Raw genomic sequence first — 23,989 nt, forward strand, 5'->3', positions numbered from 1 at the left:
GGGCTCCCCTTCCGAGGGGGCCCGGGCTTCTTCGTTTCCAGGGGCGATGACGGCGCGGCGCTACTTCTCGTCCGACAGCTCCAGCAGGACCTCCAGGTCCGCCGCGGCATCCAGCGACTCGAGCAGCTCCAGGTTCTCCACCACCTCCCGGTCCTCGTCGGTGAGCTGCGGCGGGGCCCGGCGGCTGTCGGGAGGCGGCGGTCGGGCCTCCGGGTGCGAGGGTTCAACGGAGGCGGGAGCAGGAGGCGGCGGCTCCCGGGGAGGCGTGGGCTGCTGGGCCGCGGCGGGCAGGGCGCCGGCGAGCGCGAGCATCAGCAGCCACGAGGGGAAGGGCCTCACTTGCGCCGCCTCTCACGCAGCCGCTCGCGTGCCTCCTGTCGCTGCTCGGCGGACATCTGCCGCCAGCGGCGCATGTTCTCCATCATCTGCTCGCGCCGCTCCGGGTGCTCCCGGAGGTAGGCCCGCATCCGCTGGCGCAGCTCCGCGCGGCGCTCCGGGGTGAGGCCCCGCAGCTCGCGCACCTGCTCGCGCACCGCCTGCCGCTCCTGGGGGGACAGGCGCTGGAAGTCGCGCAGGTTGCCGCGCAGCCGTTCGCGCTCCTCCGGAGGCAGCTGCCGCCAGCGCTGGAGGTTGCCGCGCACGCGGGCCTGCTCGTCGGGAGACATGGCCTTGAACTCGCGCAGCTTCGCGCGCAGCGCCTCCTTCTGCTCTGGAGGGAGCTTCTCGAAGCGCTCCGCCGCCGTGGGCGTGGGGGCGTTGGCGGCGCGGGCGGGCGTGCCCATGAGGACGGCCACCGTCGCGGCCAGGGCCAGGGCCCCCACGGTCGTTCTTCCCAGCATCACTGCACTCCCAGTTCATGGAGGTTCTCGACGACCTCCAGGTCATCGGAGCTGTCGAGTCCCAGGACTTCGTAGTCCTCGACCAGCTCCAGGTTCGCCGCCACTTCCAGCGCGCCCGCGTCCCACTCCTCCAGCCCGGGGGCCTCCACGCGTGCGCGGCCGGCGACGAGCAGCGCCAGCACCGCCGCGGTGGCCAGGCCCGCGGAGGGCACCAGCACGCCGGGCTTCAGCAGGTGGGCCAGCCGCTCGCGCCAGGTGGGCGGCAGCGCGTCCACCCGCGCCAGCAGCTCGCGGCGGGCGGAGGGCGAGGGCGTGAAGGCGGGCAGCTCCGCCATCCGCGCCACGGTGACGCGCAACAGCCGCTCCGTCCCCTGGCACGCCGCGCAGGTGCCCAGGTGGGCCTCCACCCGCGCGCGGTGCGGGGGGGGCAGCTCCCCGTCCACGTAGGCCGTCAGGTCTTCTTCGAACGCACAGCTCATGCCCGACTCCTCGCGGGTACCGCGCCCGCCTGCAACGCTTCAATCCTGCGCGCCACCGCCAGGGTGGCCCGGTGGATGAGGCTCTTCACGGCGGCCTCGCTCGCCTCCAGCGCCTCGGCGATGTCCCGGTACGCCATGCCCTCGAACCGGCACATGGTGAAGGCCGCGCGCTCGCGGTCGCTCAAGTCCCCCAGCGCCGCGCCCACCGCCGCTTCCAACTCCCGGCCGCTCAACGCCTGGTCGGGCCGCTCTCCGTCGGGCCCTGGCATCTCCACCGCTCCCGCGTCGTCCTCCGCCGGGGCCTCCGCCGTGAGGCGCGCCACGCGGTACTCGCCGCGCCGCATCTCATTGAGGCAGTGGTTGGTGGCCACCCGGAAGAGGAAGGTCTTGAACTTCGCCGTGGGCTTGTAGGAGCGCGCGTGGCGGTAGAGCTTCACGAAGATGTCCTGCGTCAGCTCCTCCGCCCGCGCCCGGTCCCCCACGAAGCGGAACGCGAAGCGCGCCACGCTCGCGTGGTGCTGGTCGAAGAGCCAGGCGAACGCCTGCTTGTCGCCCGCCGCCACCTTCAGCATCGCCTGCGTGTCCGGGTCCCAATCCATCCGAGAGGCTTCAACCCCGTTGCCCGGTGGAAGTTGCGGGCCCGCTCCACTTTGAACCCCAAGCCGTGCCCCGGTTACAGTTTGCCACCGTGTCCGATGCTCCCCGCCCACGTTCGCGCACACCGGCCCCCCAGCCTGGAGGGGACGAAGGCCTTCCTTCGGACCTGGCGGCCTGGGAGCCCCCGGCGCAGGGCGGCGCGCCCACCCCGCCCTCGGACTCACCGCTGCCCATGTTCCTGCTGGCGCAGCAGGCCCGGCGGGCGGAGGGGCCGGAGCGGCAGCGGCTGGCCGCGGACCTCAACCAGCTGCTGGCGGAGCTGACGGCGGAGGGTGGGGGACGGCCGGAGGCGGACGCCTTCCACCGGCTCCTGGAGGGCGGCAACCTCAACGGGCTGGTGGACGCGGACGGGCGCTCCTGCCGCGCCACGGCGGTGGAGTCGCTGCTGGCGCTGGGCTTCCCCTACGCGCTGGAGGTGCGCCCGGAGGACCTGGAGCACCTGAAGAACGCCGCGGTGCCCGGCACCCGGCTCCAGCCCCCCAAGGGGGGGCCGTTCCCGGCGCTCGCGGTGGGCCTGGGGGCGCTGGCCGTCCAGGTGGTGCTGGGCCTCGCGGGGCTCGTCCCGCCCGGCGGGCTGCTCATCCTGCAGGGGCTCCTGTCGCTGCTGTCCCTGGCGCTGCTGACGGTTGCCTCGGTGGGCACTCCCCTGTATCGCGGGGCCCTGGCGCTGCTGACGGTGGTGTCCGGGCTCGGGTTGGGGATGGTGCTGGTGCCGGACATCCCCGCCGGTTGGGTGGCCGGCTTGGGGGGCCTGGTGGCCGCCTTCCTGGCTGCCCTGCGCAAGAGCTGAGGCCCAGGACCCAAAACGGATGTCAGAGGGGTGGACTAGGGTCTACCCATCGCGTACTAAAAGCGCGTTCAGGTGGACCGGGGTGGTCCGCTCATCCAAGGAGCGACGAGAAATGGCCGTGAATCAGGAGAAGGAAAAGGCGATCGAGCTGGCGCTGGCCGCGGTGGAGCGTCAGTTCGGCAAGGGGTCCATCATGCGGCTCGGCAACGACGAGCCCATGATGAAGGACGTCCAGGCCATTTCGACGGGTTCGATTTCACTCGACATCGCGTTGGGCGTGGGCGGCGTGCCGCGCGGCCGCATCATCGAAATCTTCGGGCCGGAGTCCTCCGGCAAGACGACGCTGTGCCTCCACATCGTCGCGGAGGCGCAGAAGCGCGGCGGCGTGTGCGGCTACATCGACGCGGAGCACGCGATGGACGTGGGGTACGCGCGCAAGCTGGGCGTGCGCACCGACGACCTGCTCCTGTCCCAGCCGGACACCGGCGAGCAGGGCCTGGAGATCGCGGAGATGCTGGTGCGCTCCGGCGCCATCGACGTGCTGGTGGTGGACTCGGTGGCCGCGCTCGTGCCGAAGGCGGAGCTCGAGGGTGAGATGGGCGACGCGCACATGGGCGTGCAGGCGCGCCTGATGAGCCAGGCCCTGCGCAAGCTCACGGGCACCATCTCCAAGAGCCAGACGTGCGTCATCTTCATCAACCAGATCCGCATGAAGATTGGCGTGATGTTCGGCAACCCGGAGACGACGACGGGCGGCAACGCGCTGAAGTTCTACGCGTCGCAGCGCATGGACATCCGCCGCGTGGGCGCCATCAAGAACGGCGAGAACGTGGTGGGCAGCCGCACGCGCGTGAAGGTCGTGAAGAACAAGGTGGCGCCGCCGTTCAAGGAGGTGGAGTTCGACATCATGTACGGCGCGGGCATCTCGCGTGAGGGCGACCTCATCGACCTGGCCGCCACCGACAACATCATCGAGAAGAGCGGCAGCTGGTTCTCCTTCAAGGGAGAGCGCATCGGCCAGGGCCGGGAGAACGCGAAGGAGTACCTGCGTGAGCACTCGGACACCTACAAGGAGATCGAAGCGCTGGTGCTGGAGAAGTACGGCATCGGCAAGCCCGCTGGCGCGGCGCCCGCGGTCGCGGAGGCCGCCGAGCCCGCCGAGGGTGAGAAGCGTCCGCGCGTGAAGGCCGTGAAGTAGTCAGCTCCTCGCGGGCCTGAGGTGATGGCCCGCCGCGCACCTCCGGGGGGAGCGGCGTGGCGGGCGGAGAGGAAGGGGCCGGTTGCCAGCGATGGCGGCCGGCCCCTTCTTTCTTCGCGGGGGGCGAGGGACGAGAGGGATTGGCGGGCGTGTCGCGGACAGGTCGCGGACGTGTGACGCGTGGGGTCATGCAGGGGGTGTCGCGGGGATGTTTCGTGTGGAGGGAGGAGCGCCTCTAGAATTGGCGCCCCGGGAGCCCCTTCACCCTGCTTCCCGCTGGAGCCCACCGCCTTGTTCAACCCCTTCAAACGCCGCACGTTCCTGCAAGCCGTGGTTGCTGTCGCGGCGACGACGACCTTTGGATGCTCCGACGACTCGTCGGCGGCCTCGGATGGTTCGCCCTACTTCCCGCAGTCGCTGGCGTCGGGAGATCCGCGTCCGGACAGCGTGGTGTTGTGGGTTCGCGTGGAGGATGGCGCGCGGGCCGGGGACGACCTGCCCCTGCGGCTGGAGGTCTCCACGACGCAGGACTTCAAGAGCCTGGTGCTGGACAAGACGGACCTGACGGCGCTGGCGGCGCACGACCACGCGGTGAAGGTGAAGGTGACGGGGCTGTCGGCGCGCACGACGTACTACTACCGCTTCTCCTACGAGAAGGACGGCCAGCGGAACACCACGCGGGTCGGGCGCACGCGCACCGCGCCGGCGGCGGGGGACGACGCTCAGGTGAAGTTCGTCTTCGCCAGCTGCCAGGACTTCATTGGCCGCTACTACAACACGTGGCAGCGGCTGCTTCAGCTGGACGCGGACCTGGACTTCGTCGTGTTCCTGGGCGACTACGTCTACGAGACGACGGGCGACACGTCCTTCCAGTCCTCGGATGGCGGCCGGGCCGTGCGCTTCAGCGAGCCAGAGGACGCGCTGGTGCAGGGCACGGGGCTCGCGGCGTTCCTCGCGGCGAACTCGCTGTCCAACTACCGCGACCTGTACAAGACCGTCCGGAGCGACCGGCAGCTGCAGGCGGTGCATGAGCGCTACCCGTTCATCATCACCTGGGACGACCACGAGTTCTCCGACGACTGCTGGCAGGACGTGGCGACGTACGAGGACGGCAAGCGGGACGAGACGCAGAAGCAGCGCAAGCTCAACGCGGAGCAGGCGTTCCTGGAGTACATCCCGCTGGACACGGCGCAGGCGGCTGGCGGCGTCATCAACGTGGACGACGAGCCGCGCTTCCCCAACGCGCGCATCTACCGCGACTTCGAGTACGGCCGGCACCTGAAGCTGCTGGTGACGGACTACCGCAGCTACCGGCCGGACCACCTCATCCCGGAGGACGCGTACCCGGGCGGCGTGGTGTTGGACGCGACGCTGCTGGGCGGGGCGCTCCAGGGGCAGCCTGACGCGGTGAAGGCGACGTTCCAGACGGACACGTTCGCGTACGTGAACATCGACGACGCGGCGTACGCGGCCCAGAAGCAGGTGCTGCAGGGCGTGTACCTGAGCCAGGCGAAGGCCGCGGGGCTGACCGACGCGGAGGCCGCGACGAAGGCCGCGCAGTGGGTGAAGGGCAACGTGGCCCTCTACTACGTGAACCAGGTGCTCCTGGCGGTGAACAAGGCGCTGGTGATTCCGCCGGCGGACAAGCCCCGGGGGCTGGCGTACGCGCACATGGGCAAGGCGGCGCTCTTCAACATCCAGGGCTCGCGCTACGTGGTGGTGAAGGACACCTTCGACCTGTTCGCGGCGGTGAACTACCAGCTGTCCGGCGGCAAGAGCGAGGACGTGTTCGGCCCCGCGCAGGAGGCGTGGTTCCAGCAGACGCTGACCACGGCGACGAACACCTGGAAGATGGTGGTGAGCTCCACGTCGCTGTCGGCGCTCATCTGGGACTTCACGAAGCAGGAGGACATCACCGACCCGACGCTGCGCCAGCGCTTCTACTTCAGCGTGGACCAGTGGGACGGCTTCCCCACGAAGAAGAAGGTGCTGCTCAACACGCTCAAGGCGCAGGGCGTGACGAACACGCTGTTCATCTCCGGGGACATCCACGCGTCCTTCGCGTCGGTGGAGGAGGGCGTGCCCACGCTGACGGCGCCGGGCATCACCTCTGGTTCCATCAAGAGCCTGGCCAGCCTGGCGCTGATTGGCGCGGGCTACGCCACGGGGGCGCCGGTGTACCAGCACGCCGTCACGGAGATGGAGAAGACGCTCAAGGCGTCCAATCCGGGCCTGCGCTTCGCGGACGCGGACTCGCACGGCTTCGTGCTGGTGGAGGTGAAGGCGGATGAGACGCTCGCCACCTTCCACCTCATCCCCGCCGCCGAGGTGGCCAAGGACTACTCCAAGCGCGCGGACGGCGAGCTGGAGGCGAAGTTCGCCACGCACACCTTCCGCGTGAAGAACAGCGACATCCAGCCGGCGTGAGGGCCGTGAAGTGAAGAAGGGCCGCGTGGGGGGCTCCCCGCGCGGCCCTTTTTTCATGCATGCGAGCAGGGCTTTTCAGGGGGCTGGAGGCCCTCCGTTAGGTGCCTGGCTGGGGAGGAGCGCGTCGCTGGGAGGCGCGCGAGGACCGGGGTATAGACGGGCGCCATGCACGTCTATGCCGTCGCGTTGGCCCAGGAGCTGGGCATCAAGCCGGAGCAGGTGGACCGGACCCTCGCGCTTCATGAAGAGGGGGGCACGGTCCCCTTCATCGCGCGCTACCGCAAGGAGGCCACGGGGGGCCTGGACGAGGTCCAGATTCAAGCCATCCTCGACCGGGCCACGGAGCGCGCGGAGCTGGACGGGCGGCGCGACACCATCCTGCGCAGCATCGAGGAGCAGGGGAAGCTGACGCCGGAGCTGTCGAAGGCGCTCCAGGCGGCGCGCACGCGCGCGGAGCTGGAGGACCTGTACCTCCCGTACAAGCCCAAGCGCCGCACGCGCGCGGCCATCGCCCGGGAGAAGGGGCTGGAGCCGCTGGCGGACCTGGTGTGGAAGCAGGAGGTCCCGCGCGGGGAGAACCTGGACGCGCGCGTGAAGCCCTACGTGGACGCGGAGAAGGGCGTGGCGGACGTGGCCCAGGCGCTGGCGGGCGCGCGGGACATCTGCGCGGAGCGCGTGGCGGAGGACGCGAGGCTGCGGCGTGAAGCGCGCGACCTGTGCACGAAGCGGGGTTCGCTGCGCTCGGACGTGGTGCCCGCGAAGAAGGGCGAGACGACCAAGTTCGAGAACTACTACGGCCACGAGGAGCCGCTGTCCCAGGCCCCGTCCCACCGCGTGCTGGCGCTCTTGCGCGGCGAGGAGGAGGGCGTGCTGAAGGTGAAGCTGGGCCTTCCGGATGACGAGGTGAAGGGGCTCTTCACGGGGCGGGTGGTGACCCGGCCGCAGTCGTTGTTCGCGGGCGAGCTGCGCGCGGCGGTGGAGGATGGGTGGGAGCGGCTGATGGGGCCGTCGCTGGAGTCGGAGCTGCGCGCGGAGTTGAAGGAGCGCGCGGACAAGGGCGCCATTGGTGTGTTTGGAGAGAACCTGCGGCACCTGTTGCTGACGGCGCCGGCGGGGGCTCGGGCGGTGCTGGCGTTGGATCCGGGGCTGCGCACGGGCATCAAGCTGGTGATGCTCGACGCGACGGGGATGGTGGCGGAGACGACGACGCTCTACTCGGAGCGGAGCGCGGACGAGCGGGCGCGCGCGGCGAAGCTGCTGGAGGCGGTGGTGCGCAAGCACAAGCCGGAGCTGATCGCCGTGGGCAACGGCACGGGCAGCCGGGAGGCGGAGGTCTTCACGCGGGACACGCTGAAGGCGATGGGCGTGCAGGTCCCCGTGGTGTCGGTGAGCGAGCAGGGGGCGTCCATCTATTCGGCGTCGGAGGTGGCGCGGGAGGAGTTCCCGGAGCTGGACGTGTCGCTGCGCGGGGCGGTGTCGATTGGGCGGCGGTTGCAGGACCCGTTGGCGGAGCTGGTGAAGATCGACCCGAAGAGCATCGGGGTGGGGCAGTACCAGCACGACGTGGACCAGGGCCTGCTCAAGAAGAAGCTGGGCGAGGTGGTGGACTCGTGCGTGAACGCGGTGGGCGTGGACGTGAACACGGCGTCGCCGCAGCTGTTGGAGCACGTGTCCGGAGTGGGGCCGTCGCTGGCGAAGAAGCTGGTGGCGCACCGCGCGGCGAAGGGGCGGTTCACGACGCGGCGGGAGCTGCTGAAGGTGAGCGGCCTGGGGCCGAAGACGTTCGAACAGGCGGCGGGCTTCCTGCGCGTGCGCGGGCCGGAGCCGCTGGATTCGAGCGCGGTGCACCCGGAGCGCTACGCGGTGGTGGAGCGGATGGCGAAGGACCTGGGCGTGGACGTGGCGTCGCTGGTGGGGAACGCGGCGTTGGTGCGCAAGATCGAGGCGAAGCGTTACCTGGGGCCGGAGCTGGGAGAGCTGACACTGAAGGACATCCTGGCGGAGCTGGAGAAGCCGAGCCGCGACCCGCGCGGTGACTTCACGGCGCACGCGACGCGGGATGACCTGCGGTCGCTGGAGGACGTGAAGGAGGGAATGGTGTTGCAGGGCGTGGTGACGAACGTGACGGCGTTTGGCGCGTTCGTGGACGTGGGCGTGCATCAGGACGGACTGGTGCACGTGTCGCAGCTGGCGGCGCGCTTCATCAAGGACCCGTCGGAGGTGGCGAAGGTGGGCGACCGGCTGACGGTGAAGGTGCTGACCGTGGACCTGGCGCGTAAGCGTCTGGCGTTGTCAGTGCGGGCGGTGCTGGAGGGTGGGGCGCCGCAGCCGTCGGGCCGACCCGCGCAGCCGGTCCAAGCACGGATGACGGAGCGGCCCGCGCAGAAGCCCGCGAGTCAGCCTCCGGCGGCGCAGAAGAAGCCGGAGCCGTTCAACAATCCGTTCTCGAAGCTGAAGCGCTGAATCCCGACTGACTTTCGTCAGGTTCGCGGGGGCTCCCGGGTGGCTGCCGGAGTCGACACGCCAGTGCTGGCGATGAACCGCCTGGCACTGGCGCTCACTCGCTCTGGCGACTCCTCATCGAGGGCCTTCCGCAGCTCAAGCAACGCCTCCCTGGCGTCCACAACGCTTGCGACGCCACTGATTGGCGATGCCTTGAAGATGTTCCGTTCAAGGCGTCCCTTCCTGCTTGGATCCGAGAATGCGCGAGTATGGGTGGGGGGCCGCTTCCGGGCCCGAGTTCCTGGCGAGCTGCTGAAGCGGGGATGCAGTTCGAGGCCTGTCATTGCACGGGGCGGCACAGGCTTGGACACTTGTGCCGCGACCGTCGCGCACTCACGGCACCCAGAGGGCGCCATCCGACAGGGGCGCATCCGCACCGCCGGCGCCCATTCCTCCCCAGATGAACAAGGCGTTGCCCGTCCACAGGCCCACGTGCCCGGAGCGCGCGGAAGGGGCTCCTTCGGTGCGCAGCGGCGCCCACGTGTCCGTGACCGGATCATAGGCCGCGCCGTCCGAGCAGACGCCTCCGCCGGAGCCGCAGTTCGGCGAAGTGCCACCCCAGATGACCATCTTCGAGCCGGTCCACACGGCGGAGTGGCCGATGCGCGGTGAGGGCGCGCCCTTGGTGGAGACAGGGGACCACTTGCCGTACACCGGATCAAACGCGGCGCCCTTGTCACAGTAGATCGGCGGATTCTGTTGGGCGTCGCCGCAGCCGATCCCGCCCCAGATGATCATCCGCTCGCCGGTCCACACCGCCGTGTGCGACCAGCGGCCCGTGGGCGCCCCTTCGGTTGGCAGCACCGCCCATTTGTCGAAGAAGGGGCCGTACGTCGCCCCGTCCGCCAGGGCTACGTCGTAGGGACTGCCGCCATTTCCGCCCCAGATGTGCAGCACATTGTCCATCCACACCGCGGTGTGGTCGCGGCGCCCCACGGGGGCCTGGACGAAGTTCATGGTCGTCCAGAGGGCTTCCTTCTCGTAGTAGATGGCCCCGTCCCCGAAGATGCGCCGCTGCTGGGGATCCTGGCCGCCCCATACCAGCATCACCTCACCCGTCCAGGCGGCCTTGTGTCCCCCACGCGGAGAGGGCGCGTAGTTGGACTTGAGGGGGCTCCAGGTGTTGGTCGCGGGGTCGTAGAGCGCGCCATCGCCACAGGGGCTTTGTGGGCCGCCGCAACCCAGTCCTCCCCAGACGATCATCTTCTTGCCGGTCCACACCGCTGAATGCTGAGTGCGCGCGGACAATGCCCCCTGGGCCGACAGGGGCGTCCAGGTCTTCTCGGCCATGTTGAACCGGGCGCCATCTCCGCAGACGCCGTCGGGGGGGCAACTGCCTCGTCCGCCCCAGAGCAGGACGTTCTGGCCATCGAAGACACTCGCCACCTCGAGCCTGGCGGAGAGCGGCGAACCCGAGGGGAGGGGCGTCCAGGAGCCCTGCTGCTGTGCGGGTTCCAGGTCATCCGGGCCCGTCTTCTCTTTCGAACTCGAGCAACCGGCCAGCGTCAGGAGGAGCAGGCCTGGAATCAGGTGCATCCGAAACGGCTTCACTGCGTGATGCTTCGACAGCGCCACGGGGACTTCCTCCTGTGACAGGGAATGGGGGCGAGGCAGTCTGCCTCACGCGCAGTGAAGTCCGCCACTGCGGAGGAACCCCTCTTGGGGAGCGACACCCGCACCGACGCGGGGGCGCCCGCGCATCGGAGGACGAGATTCGCGGACGGCCCAAGCAGCAGGCGACGCTGTTCAACCTGAGGACGCCGGGGGAGCGAGTCCCGGTGGTGGGGGTGAACAGCAGTACGTCGAGGACCTCGCGCCGCGCTGGCTCTTCGAATGCTGCTCGTGGAGTGACATCGGCTCGTAGCTCTCGAACGCGACCTCGACGTGGGATGCGGCCATTCAGGTTGACGCTCGCGCAACAGGAAGTTCCGGTCTCGTGGAAGTGATCGAAGATGCTCTTGGGGTGTCTCCGAAACGGTGAGAGTCATGAGCGAAAAGAATGAGAACGAAGCTGCAAGAGCCCGCCGCCTTGCTGAATCCCCTGGCCGGGAATGGCGATTGCTGGCTCATCGTCAATCAGGTGACGTAGATGTGAAGAACGAAGGGGTGTTTGACGAACTGGTCGTCGACCACTGGTTGCATATCGAGCAACTTAGCGAACGCGAGTGGTGGATGCGGATCGGGGATGCCCGGATCCTGGTGCTCGTGGAAAGCAGCGGTGAAGTGCGGGTCGATGTAGAGCGCGGCTTCCATGCGCCAATCCTCGGAACCACGACGGATAAGTGAACCTGAACTCTGCAAGAGGACGGCTGCTTCCGCGGCGGCCACCCCGGTCCAGTCCTCTCCCAGCAACTGCAGGGCGCGAGCTCGCCTCAACACCCGGACGGACTGTCGGTCCCGACGCTTCAGCGCGTCCAACGGCTCCTTTCGTGGAGGGCAACATGCCGGCACGGCGGACCAAACGGTGCGGTGACGTCCGTGCAACTGCTCTATCTTCTGGGCTCTCACTCCTTCGTCGCTGACAGAGCGCCATGTCGAAACTGAATGCCCTAGAGAGAACATTTCGTTCGTGGTCTGAACAGCTCGCATCCGGCAACTCGCTGCGAATCAAAAACGTCCGTCTAGCGGGAATCGAACGCCTGGAGATCTCGCGCGAGGTCCAAGGGGTGACGCGCTACCTACGCTTCACTGCAGTTGAAGATCCGCCCGGCGCTTGGGAGTTCGAGGTGCTGCTTGGAGAGTTCGGCAACACCGACACTTCACTCGATTTCGACGGCCGGCGTGGAGGTGATCAGCAATACGTCGAGGACCTCGCTCTGCGCTGGCTCTTCGAACGCTGCTCGTGGAATGACATCGGCTCGTAGCTCTCGAACGCGACCTCGACGTGGGGTGCGGAGGGCAACATGCAGGCACGGCGGACTGCACTCGAGGTGCGGCTCCGTCCATGTCGAAGGCTTGCATCTTGATGTTCACAGGTAGGAGGCGAGATGGCTGGCAGTGAGACAGAGAAATGGACTCGCGCCCTGGCCGGAGTTCTTCACGGGCTTTTGAAGAGGCCAGGCACCCCTCATGGGGATATCGAGTGGCTGCTTCTCCGATGTGAAGACACCCTGGCATACCAAGGGGAACTGCGCGACGCGTCGGTCCGGCAACTCGTCAAGGATGCTCAAGCCTTCGAAGCCAGTTCCTCTGGCCTGCTTCCAAAGGGGCTCCTGGATGGGCCGGCTCCTGAACGACCGCTCACGATTTTCGAACGGCGCGGAGGGTAAGGCATTGCAGACTGCGGTGCTGAAGCGCTGAGGCTCAGGGCCGTGGATCGCTGCTCAGAGCGCCAAAGGCCTCCTCGAACCACTGGAACCATGCGGCCTCTTGGGGAGCCAGGGATTCCTTCATCCATGCCAGATACGTAGGCCGCCAGCGGGTCAGCATTCGGAGGACATCCTCCCTCCGCTCCAACTGGCGTCCCGCCTGGCAATATCCCGCGAGGGCCATTGGCGCGCTGAGCGACACCACGGCATCTCCAGCTCGACTCCGGGCGCGCCCAGAATCTCCAGCGCCTCCGCGCACACCGTCATCACTCCCGCGAGGTCGCCAGCCTTCTGCTTCCGCTCCGCCGCACCGATCCTTCGAGCCGCGCGCATCCCAGGGATGATCGAAAAGAACATGGGGACTCCGAAGCAGGTCAGTGAACGCCCGGCTCGAGCTTGCGATCCAGTCAGGCGACGTTGCATGCCTTCCATGAATCTGGATGGATAAGGCCTGCCTCCGCGGCACGAAAAGACTTTCGTGCTTCACGCGTAGGCAAGTGGGCTCCGGAGCAGAGAAGCGACTCGCCCCACTCGCGGTTTGTGTCGGACACGGGTGGCGCCTTGCTGGTTTCGTCAAGCGAAGCGGCCTCCTGGGAAGCCAGGGCATGCGACGTCCGCTCAATCCAGCGGGAACAACCGGACTTCCTTCGCCAGTGCCTCACTTCGCGCCAGCAACGCCGAGAACCGCTGCGTTCCGTTGCGCGCATCGAACCGCGCCGCGATGTCTCGCGCCTGCGCCGCCATCCAGTCCTTCAGCGCCCGCGTCGCATAGCCCCCGTCCGCCGCGTGCAGCGCGAATGCTCGGGGCAGTCGCAGGCTCACCTCTTCGCGTCCCTCCGCCACCACCTGCCCCAGCAGGAACGTCGCCGCCGCGTAGAAGGTGAACCGGTCTCGGTGGCTCGCGTGCTCCAGCGCCCAGCCCAGGTGCTTCTCCAGCAGCGTCAGCCCTCGCGACAGGTTGCCCGTCAGCGCCAGGAACTCCAGGTGCTCTCCCACCGTGGAGAGGAACTCGCGGTTCTTCGCCACCATCGCGTAGCCGCGCACGTGGCAGTCCCGCGCTTCCTTCATCCGGTCCAGCTTGAAGAACGGATACAGCAGCGTGCCCAACGTCAGGTGCGGGATCTCCGCGCAGGACTGCCGCCCCTCCAGGATGGGCTTCGCCTTCCGGATGGCCTGCTCCCACTCACCCTTGTCCACGTGATGATCCAGCTCGTCGTCCAGCTCGCACACGCGGCAGTCCGTCAGGTGGTCCCTCGGGGCCACCAGCCACGCCTGCCACAGGCGCTCCGCCTCCGCCGCGTCACCCATGTCCCGCGCCATCTGATAGCGCAGCTTCAGCGCCGCCCGCTCGCCCGCGTCCAGCTTCGCGAAGCTCTGCTCCACGTCATCCAGCGCGTCGGCGATCTGCTTGCGGCTGATGTGCGGGAACTCGTCCAGCCGCCCCACCACCCACTTCTGCTTCCACAGCATCTCCTCGGGCTCGAACCGCACCGGGTCCTTCTTCTGCTGCACCCGGCACCACGCGAACGCCACCAGCGCCTTGTCCGGATACCCCCCGAAGGTCGCCGCGTCGATGAGCGCGTCCCGCAGCTCGTACCCCAGCACCCCGTCGCCGTGCACGTCCGCCAGCCGCACCGCCTCCTCCAGCGCGCGCACCTTCGCGTCGCCTTCGGGCAGCTCGTCCGCCCTCGCGCGCAATGCATCCACCTGCTCGCGCCAGTCCTCCATCAGTGCATCCCCCGCGACCCCGGACCCGATGAACCGCCCCCGCCGCCCTCATCCAACCGCGCGGCGATGAGCCCCAGCAGCCCGTGGTTCAACAACGCCATCTCCTGCGCGTTCAGCGGGTGTTGTCCCAACAGCAGCGCCTGCACGTAGAGCATCTCCACCGACAGCTTCAGCAGCTCCCGCCCCTCCACTCCCGCCAGCCGGCGCACCACCGGGTTGTGCAGGTTGAGGCACAACAGCGCTCGCTCCTGTCCCCCCGCGCCCGCCAGCACCCCGTCCAACACGCCCGCGTACAAGTCATCCGACCCCTCGCGCGCCCGCTCCGCGTCCCGCCGGAACGCGCCCTCCGCGTCCGCGCTGTAGAGCGTCGGCACCTCCGCCGGGAAGAACTTCTTCACCTCCACCCCGCACCGGAACGGCGCCAGCACCCCTTCCGCCAATCGCAGCAGCGGGTAGAGGGCTTCGCGCTCGTCCAACGTCAGCTCCTCGAAGCTCTGCGGCAGGTCCGCCGACGAGAACGCCGCCACCTGCGCGTCCGCCACCACGTGCGGCAGCTTCTCCAGCAGCGCCGTGTCGTGCGTGTACGCCGCGTTCAGCACGCACAGCCCCTGCGCCGCCGCCACCCGCGCCACCTGTCGGAACCCGTCCAGCGTCGGCGTGTAGCGCACCACCGGCCACGAACGCCGGTAGTCGGCCAACGTCATCACCCCCAGCGAGGTCTCGAAGGGCAGCCAGTCGATGACCAGCCGGTAGAAGGCGTCGTCGTCCAGCGCCAGCCCTTTCACCGACAGCCCATGCAGGGCAATCAACCGCTGGAGCGACCGGGGCTCCTCGCGCGCCAGGTCCATCAGGTACTGGCGCAGCGACTGGCCCAGCGCCTCGCGCGCCCGGGACAACACCGCGTCCTCGTAGAAGGACTCGCGGCTCGCGGTGGGCCTCAGGCCGTTCGCGTTCACCACGCACTTCACGAAGAACGCCCACTCCGGAAGCAGGTTCTCCGCGCTCTCCGACAAGAGCATGTGCTTCAGGTACACGCGGTGCTTCTGCTTCGCGTTGAAGTGCGGCGACGCCGGCAGCACGAACGCCACCCCGTCCACGTCCCCCGCCTCCGAGCGCAGCGAAATCACATCCAGGAAGTCCGTGCCGAACACCTCGCGCCCGTACGCGAGCAGCGCCTGCCGCTTGTCTCCCGCCGTCTCGTACTGGCGGCGCCAGGGCGGCCCGTCCGGGTTGAGGGTCTCCGTCTGCCCCCCCACCGTGAGCCGGACCGGGAAGGGCAACAGGCCCCCGTAGTGCTTCGCGAGCTGGCGCACCCGCTCGGGCGTGAACCACTCCCCCATGTCCGGGCGGGCGACCAGGTAGACGTGCGTCCCGGGGGCGTCCAGCGGGTGCTCGGAGACGCGCACGTCGTAGGTGCCGTCATGCCGGCCCCGCCACTCCAGCGTCCGCCCATCCCCCTTCGCCGAGCGCGTCACCACCAGCAGCTCGTCGCACACCATGAAGCACGACAGGAGGCCGATGCCGAACTGGCCGATGAAGTCGTTGCGGCGTGCCTCCAGCTGCTCCCGCTTGGAGGACTCGCCGATGGTGGCGAGGAAGCGGTGGATCTCCTCCTCCGTCAGCCCCACGCCTTCGTCGGTGAAGAGCAGGGTGGGGGGCCCGCCGTCCTGCTTCTCCCGCAGCTCCAGCCCCACCGCCCCCACCGCCCCGGGCTCCAGCTGCTGCCGGGCGCGAATCGCGTCCGTGGCGTTCTGGAGCAGCTCCCGCACGTAGACCCCCGGCGAGCTGTACAGGTGGTGGGACAGGAGGTCGATGACCCCTCGGAGGCTGACTTGGAATCGATGGTCCACGCGGCTGTCGAGCGTAGCGCGCTGCCTCCCCCAGGGAACCACATTCCCCCGCCGTGGGTGGATGAAGGCCTCTGTCCTTCCCGGAGCAGCCGGACGCGCCAGCCCCCTTCCGCCCCCCTGTCGGAGTGTTATGTGGCGCCCCAGCCGTGCGGCGCCCCCGGGCGGCACGGCGACATGTCGTCTCTTTCCTTCCTCCTGGAGTGGACAACGATGCGCAACGAGCTGAAGGCAGTGGTGGTGGGCGCGGTGCTGGGTGTTTCGGGCGTGGCCTTCGCGCAGGGCACGCCGACGACGCCCGCGGCTCCGGCGGCCAAGGCCCCCACGGCGGACAAGGCCGCGGGCAAGGCGGGCAAGGCCCCCGCCACGGCGGGCAAGACGGAGGTCACCTGGTGGGGCCACGCCGCGTTCGTGGTGAAGACGCCGGGCGGCGCGGTCATCGCCATCGACCCGTGGCTCACCAACCCCAAGGCGCCCCAGGGCGCCACCTGGCCGGAGGCGCTGGACGCCATCCTCGTCTCCCACGGTCACTTTGACCATGTGGGGGAGACGAAGGCCCTGGCCCAGAAGACCCAGGCCAAGGTGTTCGGCTCCTTCGAGCTGGTGTCGCTGCTGGGCGTGCCGGACGCGCAGAACATGGGCGGCAACGCCGGCGGCACCTTCCAGGTGAAGGACGCCACCATCCACTTCGTGGAGGCGGTGCACTCCAGCAGCTACCAGGCGGACCCCAAGGCCCCGTCGCAGTACGCCGGCGCGCCCCTGGGCTTCGTCATTGAAATCGCCAACGGCCCCACGCTGTACCACGCCGGGGACACCGGGGCCTTCCAGTCCATGGAGCTCGTCGCGGAGCAGTTCAAGCCCACCGTGGCCATGCTCCCCATCGGCGGCCACTTCACCATGGACCCCGCGCAGGCCGCCGTCGCCACGAAGCTGCTCAAGGTGAAGTCCGTGGTGCCCATGCACTACGGCACCTTCCCCGCCCTCACCGGCACCCCGGAGACGTTCACCTCCGAGCTGAAGAAGGCCCGGGGCACCGCCAAGGTGCTCGCCCTGGAGCCGGGGAAGGCCGCCTCCCTGTAGGCCCCACCCGTCCGCGCCCGTCCGCTCCGAGTGGACGGGCGCGGTGTCTTTCACCCCCTCCATCAGCTTCCGTTGCAGGACGCCGCCGCCGTCCCGGGGCCGGGTGGCATCCCGGGAGCGGCTGGGTTATTCCCCGCGAAGTGCGTCCCGGCGGGGAAGGCCGGCCGCGCGCTTCGAGGGGTGTACCGGTGTCGGTGCTGGTTTTTGGAAGGGGGACCTGGCTGGCCACGCTCCTGGCGGACGTGGTCGCCGCGCATGCGCAGGCCCCCGCGCCCGTCCCGCTTCCCTCGCTCCCGGACGCCTCGTCGGGTCGCGCCCGGGGCCGCGCCTTCCTGCGGCGCACGCTGCGGGCCTCGGGGCTCGTCTACGGCACGCCCGTGCCGCTGCCCTCGCCGGTGGATGGGGGCGAACCCTTCGACACCCCGGGACGCGCGGTGGAGGATGAGCTGTTCCACGCCGTGGTGCGCACGCTGGCGCGCATGGCCTTGGATCTGGCGCGGGTGATGGATGCGCCGGAGGGCCCCCGGGTGGAGCAGCTGCTGGTGCTCTTCTCCGTGCTGGCGGGCGAGCTGAACCTGGCGCAGGCGCTGGACGCGCGGCTCGCGGCGGGGCTGCCGGTGCCCCGGCGGATGGTGGGGCGGGTGGAGGACGCGCTCGACAAGCGGGCGCCGTCGCTGGCGGGAGACCCGGTGTACGGGCTGGTGCTGCACAACGGCGCGCAGTACGCGGACGCGCAGCTGTTCTGCCGGCAGGCCATTGATTTGTTCTCCCGCGGGCGGCTGTCCCGGGCGGGCGCGGAGCGGCGGTGGGACTTCGCGGCGCGGCAGAAGGCGCTGCTGGTGGACGTGCTCACCGCGCTCGCGTGCGTGGACCGGGAGCCCAGCCCGCCCGCGCGCCGCGCCATCCTCCGGCAGGTGGAGGGCCTGAAGCTGCCGCACGCGCTGGAGGGCGAGGTGAAGGCCGCGGTGCGCCAGTCCTTCGAGCGCAAGCGCGACGTGCGGGACGTGGTGCGCCGGGTGCGCAGCGTGGACATGCGCCACCTGCTCCTGGAGCAGACGCTGCTGGCGGCGCTGGTGGACGGCCGGCGCACGCGGCGGGAGCGGGCCTTCATCGACACGCTGGCGGGCGCGCTGCACGTGCCCCAGGCGGAGCTGCGCCGGTTGGAGTTGGAGATGGCGGAGTTCTACGCGCGGCACCGCTCGCTGGTGGATGTCTTCACCGTGTCGGACGCGGCGGGGGCCATGGGCGAGGACCTGATGGCCGGGATGCAGGAGACGCTGGAGAAGAACTTCCACCGGCTGATGCAGGAGGCGCGCGAGACGGGCGACCTGGCGGTGCTGCTCACCAAGGCGGCGCGGCGCCAGAAGCTCACCGCCGACGAGCGCCAGCGCATGCGCGCCCAGCTCATCGACGTGGCGAAGGCCATCCCCGCGCTGGCCATCTTCGCCGCGCCGGGCGGCATCCTGCTGCTGGCGGCGCTGGCGAAGGTGCTGCCCTTCAGCCTCCTGCCCAGCTCCTTCCAGGACGGCCCCGCCGTGGACCCCGACGGCGAGGACACCGCCGAGCGCGAGGCGCGGTGAGGCCCCCGCCCGCGCCCGGAGCGTCTACTTCACCTCGGTGAGGGTGACGCGCAGGTGCTGGGACACGGGCGTGCCGTACCGCGACGGGGGGACCCGGCGCACGGTCTTGTCGGGGTCCAGGCCGCCTTCCGGAGCACCCTGGTGCGGGCCCACCGCGGGCTCCTCATCCAACTCCGTGCCCACGTCCCACAGCGACACGCGGGACGTCACGTCGCCCGTCAGGAGCGTGCCCGAGGCGTCGAACAGCGCGATGCCCTGCTCGTCGGTGCCGAAGAGCCAGTCATTGGACTGGCCGAACCTCATCGCGAAGGACAGCCGCTCGGCGGGGCGGGCGCTCACGTCGAACTCGTAGGCGTGGCCCGGCAGGAGGGGACCGGGGGCGGACGCACCCACGGGCGAGTTGAACGAACCCGACGTGCGCACGCCCGTGGGCGGGCTCGCGGAGAGGGCGCTGGCCAGGCGGGACCCATCCCCCGTCTCCGCGAGCAGCTCCAGCCCCTGGCCCCGGTCCGGCGCGCCCTCGGTGAAGAGCGGCGCGGCGGCGTTGTGCAGCGCGAAGATGCCCGGTGAGAGCGGCGTGGCCACGCCCGTCAGCGGCGTGAGGTAGGCGAGGAGGGCCGCGGCGTCGCCCGTCTCCGCGATGGCCTCCAGGCCCAGGCCCCGGTCCGGTTGGCCTTCCGTGAAGAGGGTCTCGTTGCCGTCGCTCACCGTCCAGACGCCCGGGGAGATGCGCACGGGCTTGATGCCCTCGGAGGTGGTGAGGGTGACGCGGTCGTCGGAGATGTTCTCGATGCGCACGGTGAAGCGGTGCGTGGCCGCGTCGGAGGCCACGAGCACGCGGATCATCGACGCGATGGCGGGCAGGACGAACGTCTGGCCGCTGGTGAGCACGGGGCGCGGGCCCACGCGCCGCACGTTGGGATTGAAGTCCTTGGCGCCCGGGCCGTCCGTGGACGTCGCCTGCTTCGGGCCGGTGTGCGGGCCCACCGCGGGCTCCTCGTCCACCTCCGTGCCCGCGTCCCAGAGGAGCACCTGGTCGGTGATGTTGCCGGAGAGGGGCCGGCCGTCGGCGGAGTAGAGGGGGATGCCTTGGGGCTCCGTTCCGAAGAACCAGTCATTGGACTGGCCGAACATGGCGGCGAAGGTCAGCCGGTGCTTCACGCCCGCCGTGAAGCTGAACTCGTAGGCGTCCCCCGGCGCCAGCGGGCCCGGCGACGTGCCGCTCAGCTTCGTGTCGAAGCGTCCGGACTTGAGCTGCTGGAACGGCGCCACGTTCTCGATGCGCACGCGCACCTCGCGGGCCGAAGCGTCGGCGCCATCACCCGAGCCACAGGCGGACAGCGTGAGGAGGCCGAGCGCGGCGGCGGAGGCGACGCCTCCGCGGAAGGAGTGGATGGACATGGTGGGAGTCTCCAGGGCTTCGCGGAAGCGTGAAGCGTGACAGGATTGCTCCCCACTACGCATCCGTGAATCCAGCGGTGACGGCCGGTGCGGCATCCACCCGGGGCTGGGCCACGGGCAGGGGCAGGAGCGGCTTCAGGAACTGCTCCAGGGCCTCGCGCTGGCCTGTCCGGGACGCGTGCCCCACGTAGCCATCGGGGCGCACCAGGATGAGCGCTTGCGCGCCCGGGGCCACATCGTAGGCCCGGTGCGCGTGCCCCTCCGCATCGAGGAAGGCGCCGGTGGCCACGGGCGCTCCCTTCGCGCGAATGGAGAGGGTCCGCACGACGTCGCCGAAGCAGGAGCGGGCCCATGCGGCCACATCCGAGGACTCCGGCCCGAAGGCGAGCAGCGTCCAGTGAGGGCCTCGGAAGGCATCGAACAGCCGCGAGGGATGGCCCCGTGCATCCAGGCCCGGCGCGTCCGGAGCCCGGTCTCCCGCGCGCACACGGGCGGTGTCGACGGAGGCTCCGGGCGCGAGCGGACCGCCGCGATAGCTCAGGCCCAGTTGCCGCGTCTCCGCCCCGCGCCGCTGGGCGCTCAGGCCGCTCTGGCTCAGGCCCTGGAAGAGTTTCTGGGACAGGCCCAGCACGCTCGCGGCGATGGGCAGCCGCTCCGCCTCGTAGGTGTCGAGCAGGGCGGGGTCCGCGCCCCGGAGGACATGGTCCAGCTTCCAGCCCAGGTTGTAGGCGTCCTGGACGCCAGTGTTGAGGCCCTGGCCTCCCGCGGGAGGGTGCACGTGCGCGGCATCCCCGGCGAGGAAGACGCGGCCCACGCGATAGCGGTCCACCATGCGCACGTTGGGTCGGTACACGGACAGCCAGCTCGCGTCGTGGAGGCGCAGCGCGAGGCCAGGGCGGGCCGCGTGTTGGAACCGCTCGTTCAACGCGGCCTCGGTGAGCTCCGGCACGGTGCCGCCGGGCTTCACCTGGAGGACCAACTGGAAGCGCTCCGTGCCGGGCAGCGGGCACAGCGCCACCATGCCGCCCTTCGCGAAGGGCCAGACGTGCCAGTGTTCACGGTCCAGCCCGTCCACGCGCACGTCGCCCACGACCATGCGCTCCTCCTCGTGCGTCTCGCCGTGGAGCGCCAGGCCCAGGACCTTGCGCACGCGGCTGTGGCCCCCGTCCGCGCCCACCAGGTACTCCGCGCGAACGGTCTCCACCGCATCGCCTCGGGCCAGGGTGGCGGTGACGCCGGTGTCGTCCTGGGTGAAGCCGGTGAGCGCCGTGCCGAACTCCACCCCGTGGCCAAGTGATGCCAGCCGGTCGCGCAGGATGGACTCGGTGCGCGCCTGCGGCACGAGCCAGGGGTCGGGGTGGGGCACGTCCGGAGTCACCGGATGGCGGGGGACCATCGTCCAGCGGCCCACGACGAAGCGCCGCCAGTGGAGCCGCAGCCGAGGGTACGCGGTGCCCGCGGCGAGCACCGCGCCCAGCACGCCCAGGTCGTCCAGCACCTCCAGCGTGCGGGGCTGGAGCCCCTTCCCGCGCGAGCCGGCGAACGGGCCCGGGGCCGCGTCCACCAGACGCACGTGGAGCCCCCGGCGTGCGAGGTCACAGGCCAGCGTCAGGCCGGTGGGCCCGGCGCCCGCGATGAGCACCGGGAGGGGAGGGGAGGACATGGCGATCTCCTGTCGCGACGGCCCCGCGGGGGCCCGCGTCAATGGAGATGAGAATGTAAGGAAGTGCTTATATTGTCAGCTTGCGTTCCCGCTCCAGGAGTCCGTCATGCCGCGCGCGAAGCTCTCTCCTCGGAAGATGCCCACGCAGGAGCGCTCGCGCGCGACGGTGGACGCGCTGGTGCAGGCGACTGCTGACATTCTGGTGCGCGACGGCGCCGCGAAGCTGACGACGAACCGGATCGCGGAGCGCGCGGGCGTCAACGTGGCGTCGCTGTACCAGTTCTTTCCCAACAAGGAAGCGCTGGTGGCGGAGGTGTCGCGCCGGCACGTGAAGGCGCAGCGCGAGGCGGCTCGGGAGGTGCTGGCGACGCGCGGCTTCGACACCCTGGAGGACCTCATCCGGACGCTGGTGGCGCTGGGCTTCGCGGCCCACGCGGTGTCGCCGAAGCTGCACCATGCGCTGACGGAGGAGCTGCCCGCGCGCCGCGCCCGGAAATGGGAGCCGGAGGACGCGCCGATGCTGGACGCCCTCCGCCACTTCCGCACCGACGTGCCGGACCCGGAGCTGGCCCTGTGGCTCATCGACACGGTGTCGCACGCGGTGCTCCACCGCGCGGTGGTGGAGCGCCCCGAGGCCCTGTCCCAGGGGCTGCTCCAGGAGGAGCTGGTGACGCTCCTCCTGCGCTACGTGAAGCGGAAGTAGCCGGGCCGCCTCAGCGCCCTGCCGCCTGCGCGTCCACGGCCGCCAGCTCCTCCTTGCCGAGCTTCAGCTCCGCGCCCGCGAGGTTCTCCTCCAGGTGCTTCACGGAGGACGTGCCCGGGATGGGCAGCATCACCGGCGAGCGCGCCAGCAGCCACGCGAGGGCGATCTGCGCGGGCGCCGCGTGGTGCTTCTTCGCCACGGAGTCCAGCGCGCCCCCGGCCTTCGCCAGTCCCCCCGTCGCCAGCGGGAACCAGGGGATGAAGCCCAGGCCCTCCTTCTCGCAGTAGTCCAGCACCTTCTCGTGCACGCGGTCGGTCAGGTTGTAGCGGTTCTGCACCGACACGATGTCCACCACCTTGCGCGCCCGTTCAATCTCCGGCACCGACACCTCCGACAGGCCGATGTGGCGGATCTTCCCCTCCTTCTGGAGCGCCTTCAGCTCACCCAGCGACTCTTCCACGGGGACCTTCGGGTCGATGCGGTGCAGCTGGTACAGGTCGATGCGCTCCAGCTTCAGCCGGCGCAGGGACATCTCCAGCTCCTGGCGCAGGTACTTCGGCGCGGCCACGGGATGCCATTCATTGGGGCCCGTGCGCACCAGACCCGCCTTGGTCGCCACCACCACGCCCTTGGCGTACGGGGACAGGGCCTCCGCGATGATCTCCTCGCTGTAGTAGGGGCCGTAGGAGTCCGCCGTGTCGATGAAGTCCACGCCCAGCTCCAGGGCGCGGCGCAGCACGCGCACCGCCTCCGCCCGGTCCTTGGGCGGCCCCCAGATGCCGGGGCCGGTGAGCTGCATGGCGCCGTAGCCCAGGCGGTGGATGGGCAGGTCTCCGCCCAGTTTGAAGGTGCCACTCTTTTCCGCGGGACGCGTTGAAGTGCCGCTCATGGGTGCTTCCTCCGTGCAGGGTTCACCAGGAATGGATGCATGTGCAGGAAATGCGTTGCTGGCTCAGGTCGTGCCGGGGCTCCGGTAGCGTTCGGCGAGGGTGTACTGGCCGCCCCGCAGCATCCCGGCCTCGGCCTGCTCCAGGGCGGTGACGGCCTCCGCGGACGCCAGCCCCGGAACGCAGACCGTCTCCCCGCGCTCCAGCGCCACGAGCGACGCGGTGACGACGTCCTCCGGCGACATCGTGCCGGGATAGCCGCCGTTGAACTCCGTGAAGGTCATGCCCGGACAGACGACCTGCGCGCGCACCGGCGTGCCGCGCAGCTCGCCCGCGAGCGTGCGGGTGAAGTGGACGAGGAACGCCTTCGCGCCCGCGTAGGTGGCGCGGTGGGGGAGGGGACCCGGCGGCATCGCGCCGGAGAAGGCGAGCAGGGAGGCGACGTTGATGACCGCGCCCCGTCCCCGCGCCAGCATGCCGGGCAGCGCCGCGCGCGTGGCCAGCATGGGCGCCAGGATGTGCAGGTGGGCCAGCCCCTCCAGGGCGTCCGGCTCCACCTGCGCGAAGGGCCCGTACCCTCCCACGCCCGCGTTGTTGATGAGCAGGGTGAGGTCCTCGCCCCCCGCGCGCGCCGCCACCCGGTGGATGTCCGCGTCCGCCGTGAGGTCCGCCCTCAGGACCTCCGCGCGGACGCCGTGCGCCGCCGTCAGCTCCGCCGCGAGCGCCCGCAGCCGCTCCTCCCGCCGTGCGACGAGGACGAGGTCATACCCGAGCCCCGCCAGCCGCCGCGCATACACCGCGCCGATTCCCGCGGACGTACCCGTCACCAACGCTGTCCCTCGACTGCCTGCCATGCCTGCTCCCTGGAGGTTGAAGAGGATGCGGGCCGCTCTCCACCGC

Annotated in this window: 20 protein-coding genes; 9 read left to right on the forward strand and 11 right to left on the reverse strand. The window is 70.2% G+C overall.

The features are described 5' to 3' along the window. Positions 1–60: 60 nt before the first annotated feature. The 4 genes from FOF48_RS01615 to FOF48_RS01630 are packed head-to-tail and all read right to left on the reverse strand — an operon-like array spanning position 61 to position 1,917. Entirely contained in the window at positions 61–339 is a 279-nt protein-coding gene (locus FOF48_RS01615; RefSeq protein WP_255441804.1) for a hypothetical protein, read from the reverse strand. After that, the gene (locus FOF48_RS01620; protein WP_143898037.1) at positions 336–839 is read right to left on the reverse strand and encodes a DUF3106 domain-containing protein; all 504 of its coding nucleotides are present in this window, start codon (positions 837–839) and stop codon (positions 336–338) included. The genes FOF48_RS01615 and FOF48_RS01620 overlap by 4 nt, the downstream gene beginning before the upstream one ends. Then, positions 839–1,318, reverse strand: coding sequence for an anti-sigma factor (locus FOF48_RS01625; RefSeq protein ID WP_143898038.1), 480 nt, complete (start codon positions 1,316–1,318; stop codon positions 839–841). The genes FOF48_RS01620 and FOF48_RS01625 overlap by 1 nt, the downstream gene beginning before the upstream one ends. Further along, positions 1,315–1,917 (reverse strand): RNA polymerase sigma factor, encoded by a 603-nt coding sequence (locus FOF48_RS01630; protein WP_143898039.1) that lies wholly within the window; start codon positions 1,915–1,917, stop codon positions 1,315–1,317. The genes FOF48_RS01625 and FOF48_RS01630 overlap by 4 nt, the downstream gene beginning before the upstream one ends. 230 nt (positions 1,918–2,147) lie before the next feature. Between FOF48_RS01630 and FOF48_RS01635 the strand changes: the two genes are divergently transcribed. From FOF48_RS01635 to FOF48_RS01650, 4 genes are all read left to right on the forward strand, one after another. After that, positions 2,148–2,765, forward strand: coding sequence for a hypothetical protein (locus FOF48_RS01635; protein ID WP_143898040.1), 618 nt, complete (start codon positions 2,148–2,150; stop codon positions 2,763–2,765). 112 nt (positions 2,766–2,877) lie between these two features. Then, complete coding sequence (gene recA, locus FOF48_RS01640; protein ID WP_143898042.1) at positions 2,878–3,963, forward strand: recombinase RecA; 1,086 nt, start codon at positions 2,878–2,880, stop codon at positions 3,961–3,963. 291 nt (positions 3,964–4,254) lie between these two features. Next, positions 4,255–6,390 (forward strand): alkaline phosphatase, encoded by a 2,136-nt coding sequence (locus tag FOF48_RS01645; protein ID WP_143898044.1) that lies wholly within the window; start codon positions 4,255–4,257, stop codon positions 6,388–6,390. 165 nt (positions 6,391–6,555) lie between these two features. Next, entirely contained in the window at positions 6,556–8,853 is a 2,298-nt protein-coding gene (locus FOF48_RS01650) for a Tex family protein (protein WP_143898046.1), read from the forward strand. 372 nt (positions 8,854–9,225) lie between these two features. Here FOF48_RS01650 and FOF48_RS01655 read toward each other — a convergent pair whose 3' ends face one another. Next, on the reverse strand, positions 9,226–10,428 hold the full coding sequence (locus FOF48_RS01655; RefSeq protein WP_186001723.1) for a kelch repeat-containing protein: 1,203 nt from the start codon (positions 10,426–10,428) through the stop codon (positions 9,226–9,228). 450 nt (positions 10,429–10,878) lie between these two features. Between FOF48_RS01655 and FOF48_RS01660 the strand changes: the two genes are divergently transcribed. Further along, positions 10,879–11,178, forward strand: a complete 300-nt coding sequence (locus tag FOF48_RS01660; RefSeq protein WP_143898050.1) for a hypothetical protein — start codon at positions 10,879–10,881, stop codon at positions 11,176–11,178. 245 nt (positions 11,179–11,423) lie between these two features. Beyond that, positions 11,424–11,756, forward strand: coding sequence for a hypothetical protein (locus FOF48_RS01665; RefSeq protein WP_143898052.1), 333 nt, complete (start codon positions 11,424–11,426; stop codon positions 11,754–11,756). A 1,062-nt stretch (positions 11,757–12,818) separates the two neighbouring features. On the opposite strand, the gene FOF48_RS01670 is transcribed toward FOF48_RS01665, so the two are convergent. Both FOF48_RS01670 and FOF48_RS01675 read right to left on the reverse strand, forming a co-directional pair. After that, positions 12,819–13,931, reverse strand: a complete 1,113-nt coding sequence (locus tag FOF48_RS01670; protein WP_143898053.1) for a hypothetical protein — start codon at positions 13,929–13,931, stop codon at positions 12,819–12,821. Beyond that, positions 13,928–15,778: an HSP90 family protein gene (locus tag FOF48_RS01675; protein WP_143898055.1), complete on the reverse strand. Its 1,851-nt coding sequence runs from the start codon at positions 15,776–15,778 to the stop codon at positions 13,928–13,930. Before FOF48_RS01675 ends, FOF48_RS01670 begins: the two co-directional genes overlap by 4 nt. 210 nt (positions 15,779–15,988) lie before the next feature. Between FOF48_RS01675 and FOF48_RS01680 the strand changes: the two genes are divergently transcribed. Next, positions 15,989–16,855, forward strand: a complete 867-nt coding sequence (locus FOF48_RS01680) for a metal-dependent hydrolase (RefSeq protein ID WP_143898057.1) — start codon at positions 15,989–15,991, stop codon at positions 16,853–16,855. 188 nt (positions 16,856–17,043) lie between these two features. Then, positions 17,044–18,435 carry a TerB family tellurite resistance protein gene (locus FOF48_RS01685; RefSeq protein ID WP_255441806.1) on the forward strand — a complete coding sequence of 464 codons (1,392 nt, stop codon included), beginning with the start codon at positions 17,044–17,046 and terminating at the stop codon, positions 18,433–18,435. Positions 18,436–18,459: 24 nt separating this feature from the next. Here FOF48_RS01685 and FOF48_RS01690 read toward each other — a convergent pair whose 3' ends face one another. Together FOF48_RS01690 and FOF48_RS01695 are read right to left on the reverse strand one after the other, a co-directional pair. Then, complete coding sequence (locus tag FOF48_RS01690) at positions 18,460–19,836, reverse strand: spondin domain-containing protein (protein ID WP_143898059.1); 1,377 nt, start codon at positions 19,834–19,836, stop codon at positions 18,460–18,462. Positions 19,837–19,891: 55 nt separating this feature from the next. Next, positions 19,892–21,499, reverse strand: coding sequence for an FAD-dependent oxidoreductase (locus FOF48_RS01695; RefSeq protein ID WP_143898061.1), 1,608 nt, complete (start codon positions 21,497–21,499; stop codon positions 19,892–19,894). A 106-nt stretch (positions 21,500–21,605) separates the two neighbouring features. Here FOF48_RS01695 and FOF48_RS01700 point away from each other — a divergent pair, with 106 nt between their 5' ends. Beyond that, complete coding sequence (locus FOF48_RS01700; RefSeq protein WP_186001724.1) at positions 21,606–22,202, forward strand: TetR/AcrR family transcriptional regulator; 597 nt, start codon at positions 21,606–21,608, stop codon at positions 22,200–22,202. A 10-nt stretch (positions 22,203–22,212) separates the two neighbouring features. On the opposite strand, the gene FOF48_RS01705 is transcribed toward FOF48_RS01700, so the two are convergent. Together FOF48_RS01705 and FOF48_RS01710 are read right to left on the reverse strand one after the other, a co-directional pair. After that, on the reverse strand, positions 22,213–23,091 hold the full coding sequence (locus tag FOF48_RS01705; protein WP_143898064.1) for an aldo/keto reductase: 879 nt from the start codon (positions 23,089–23,091) through the stop codon (positions 22,213–22,215). A 63-nt stretch (positions 23,092–23,154) separates the two neighbouring features. Further along, positions 23,155–23,943, reverse strand: coding sequence for an SDR family oxidoreductase (locus FOF48_RS01710; protein WP_143898066.1), 789 nt, complete (start codon positions 23,941–23,943; stop codon positions 23,155–23,157). Between the last annotated feature and the right edge of the window lie 46 nt (positions 23,944–23,989).

Source organism: Corallococcus sp. Z5C101001 (genome assembly GCF_007352635.1).
Lineage (GTDB): Bacteria > Myxococcota > Myxococcia > Myxococcales > Myxococcaceae > Corallococcus > Corallococcus silvisoli.

What these genes read in the sequence shown, in the direction of transcription:
- FOF48_RS01680 (WP_143898057.1), top strand. Translation starts at nt 15,989, where the DNA reads ATGCGCAACGAGCTGAAGGCAGTGGTGGTGGGCGCGGTGCTGGGTGTT.
- recA (WP_143898042.1), top strand. Translation starts at nt 2,878, where the DNA reads ATGGCCGTGAATCAGGAGAAGGAAAAGGCGATCGAGCTGGCGCTGGCC.
- FOF48_RS01695 (WP_143898061.1), bottom strand. Translation starts at nt 21,499, where the DNA reads ATGTCCTCCCCTCCCCTCCCGGTGCTCATCGCGGGCGCCGGGCCCACC.
- FOF48_RS01620 (WP_143898037.1), bottom strand. Translation starts at nt 839, where the DNA reads ATGCTGGGAAGAACGACCGTGGGGGCCCTGGCCCTGGCCGCGACGGTG.
- FOF48_RS01655 (WP_186001723.1), bottom strand. Translation starts at nt 10,428, where the DNA reads ATGCACCTGATTCCAGGCCTGCTCCTCCTGACGCTGGCCGGTTGCTCG.
- FOF48_RS01625 (WP_143898038.1), bottom strand. Translation starts at nt 1,318, where the DNA reads ATGAGCTGTGCGTTCGAAGAAGACCTGACGGCCTACGTGGACGGGGAG.
- FOF48_RS01700 (WP_186001724.1), top strand. Translation starts at nt 21,606, where the DNA reads ATGCCGCGCGCGAAGCTCTCTCCTCGGAAGATGCCCACGCAGGAGCGC.
- FOF48_RS01665 (WP_143898052.1), top strand. Translation starts at nt 11,424, where the DNA reads ATGTCGAAACTGAATGCCCTAGAGAGAACATTTCGTTCGTGGTCTGAA.
- FOF48_RS01630 (WP_143898039.1), bottom strand. Translation starts at nt 1,917, where the DNA reads ATGGATTGGGACCCGGACACGCAGGCGATGCTGAAGGTGGCGGCGGGC.
- FOF48_RS01705 (WP_143898064.1), bottom strand. Translation starts at nt 23,091, where the DNA reads ATGAGCGGCACTTCAACGCGTCCCGCGGAAAAGAGTGGCACCTTCAAA.
- FOF48_RS01710 (WP_143898066.1), bottom strand. Translation starts at nt 23,943, where the DNA reads ATGGCAGGCAGTCGAGGGACAGCGTTGGTGACGGGTACGTCCGCGGGA.
- FOF48_RS01690 (WP_143898059.1), bottom strand. Translation starts at nt 19,836, where the DNA reads ATGTCCATCCACTCCTTCCGCGGAGGCGTCGCCTCCGCCGCCGCGCTC.
- FOF48_RS01660 (WP_143898050.1), top strand. Translation starts at nt 10,879, where the DNA reads ATGAGCGAAAAGAATGAGAACGAAGCTGCAAGAGCCCGCCGCCTTGCT.
- FOF48_RS01635 (WP_143898040.1), top strand. Translation starts at nt 2,148, where the DNA reads ATGTTCCTGCTGGCGCAGCAGGCCCGGCGGGCGGAGGGGCCGGAGCGG.
- FOF48_RS01650 (WP_143898046.1), top strand. Translation starts at nt 6,556, where the DNA reads ATGCACGTCTATGCCGTCGCGTTGGCCCAGGAGCTGGGCATCAAGCCG.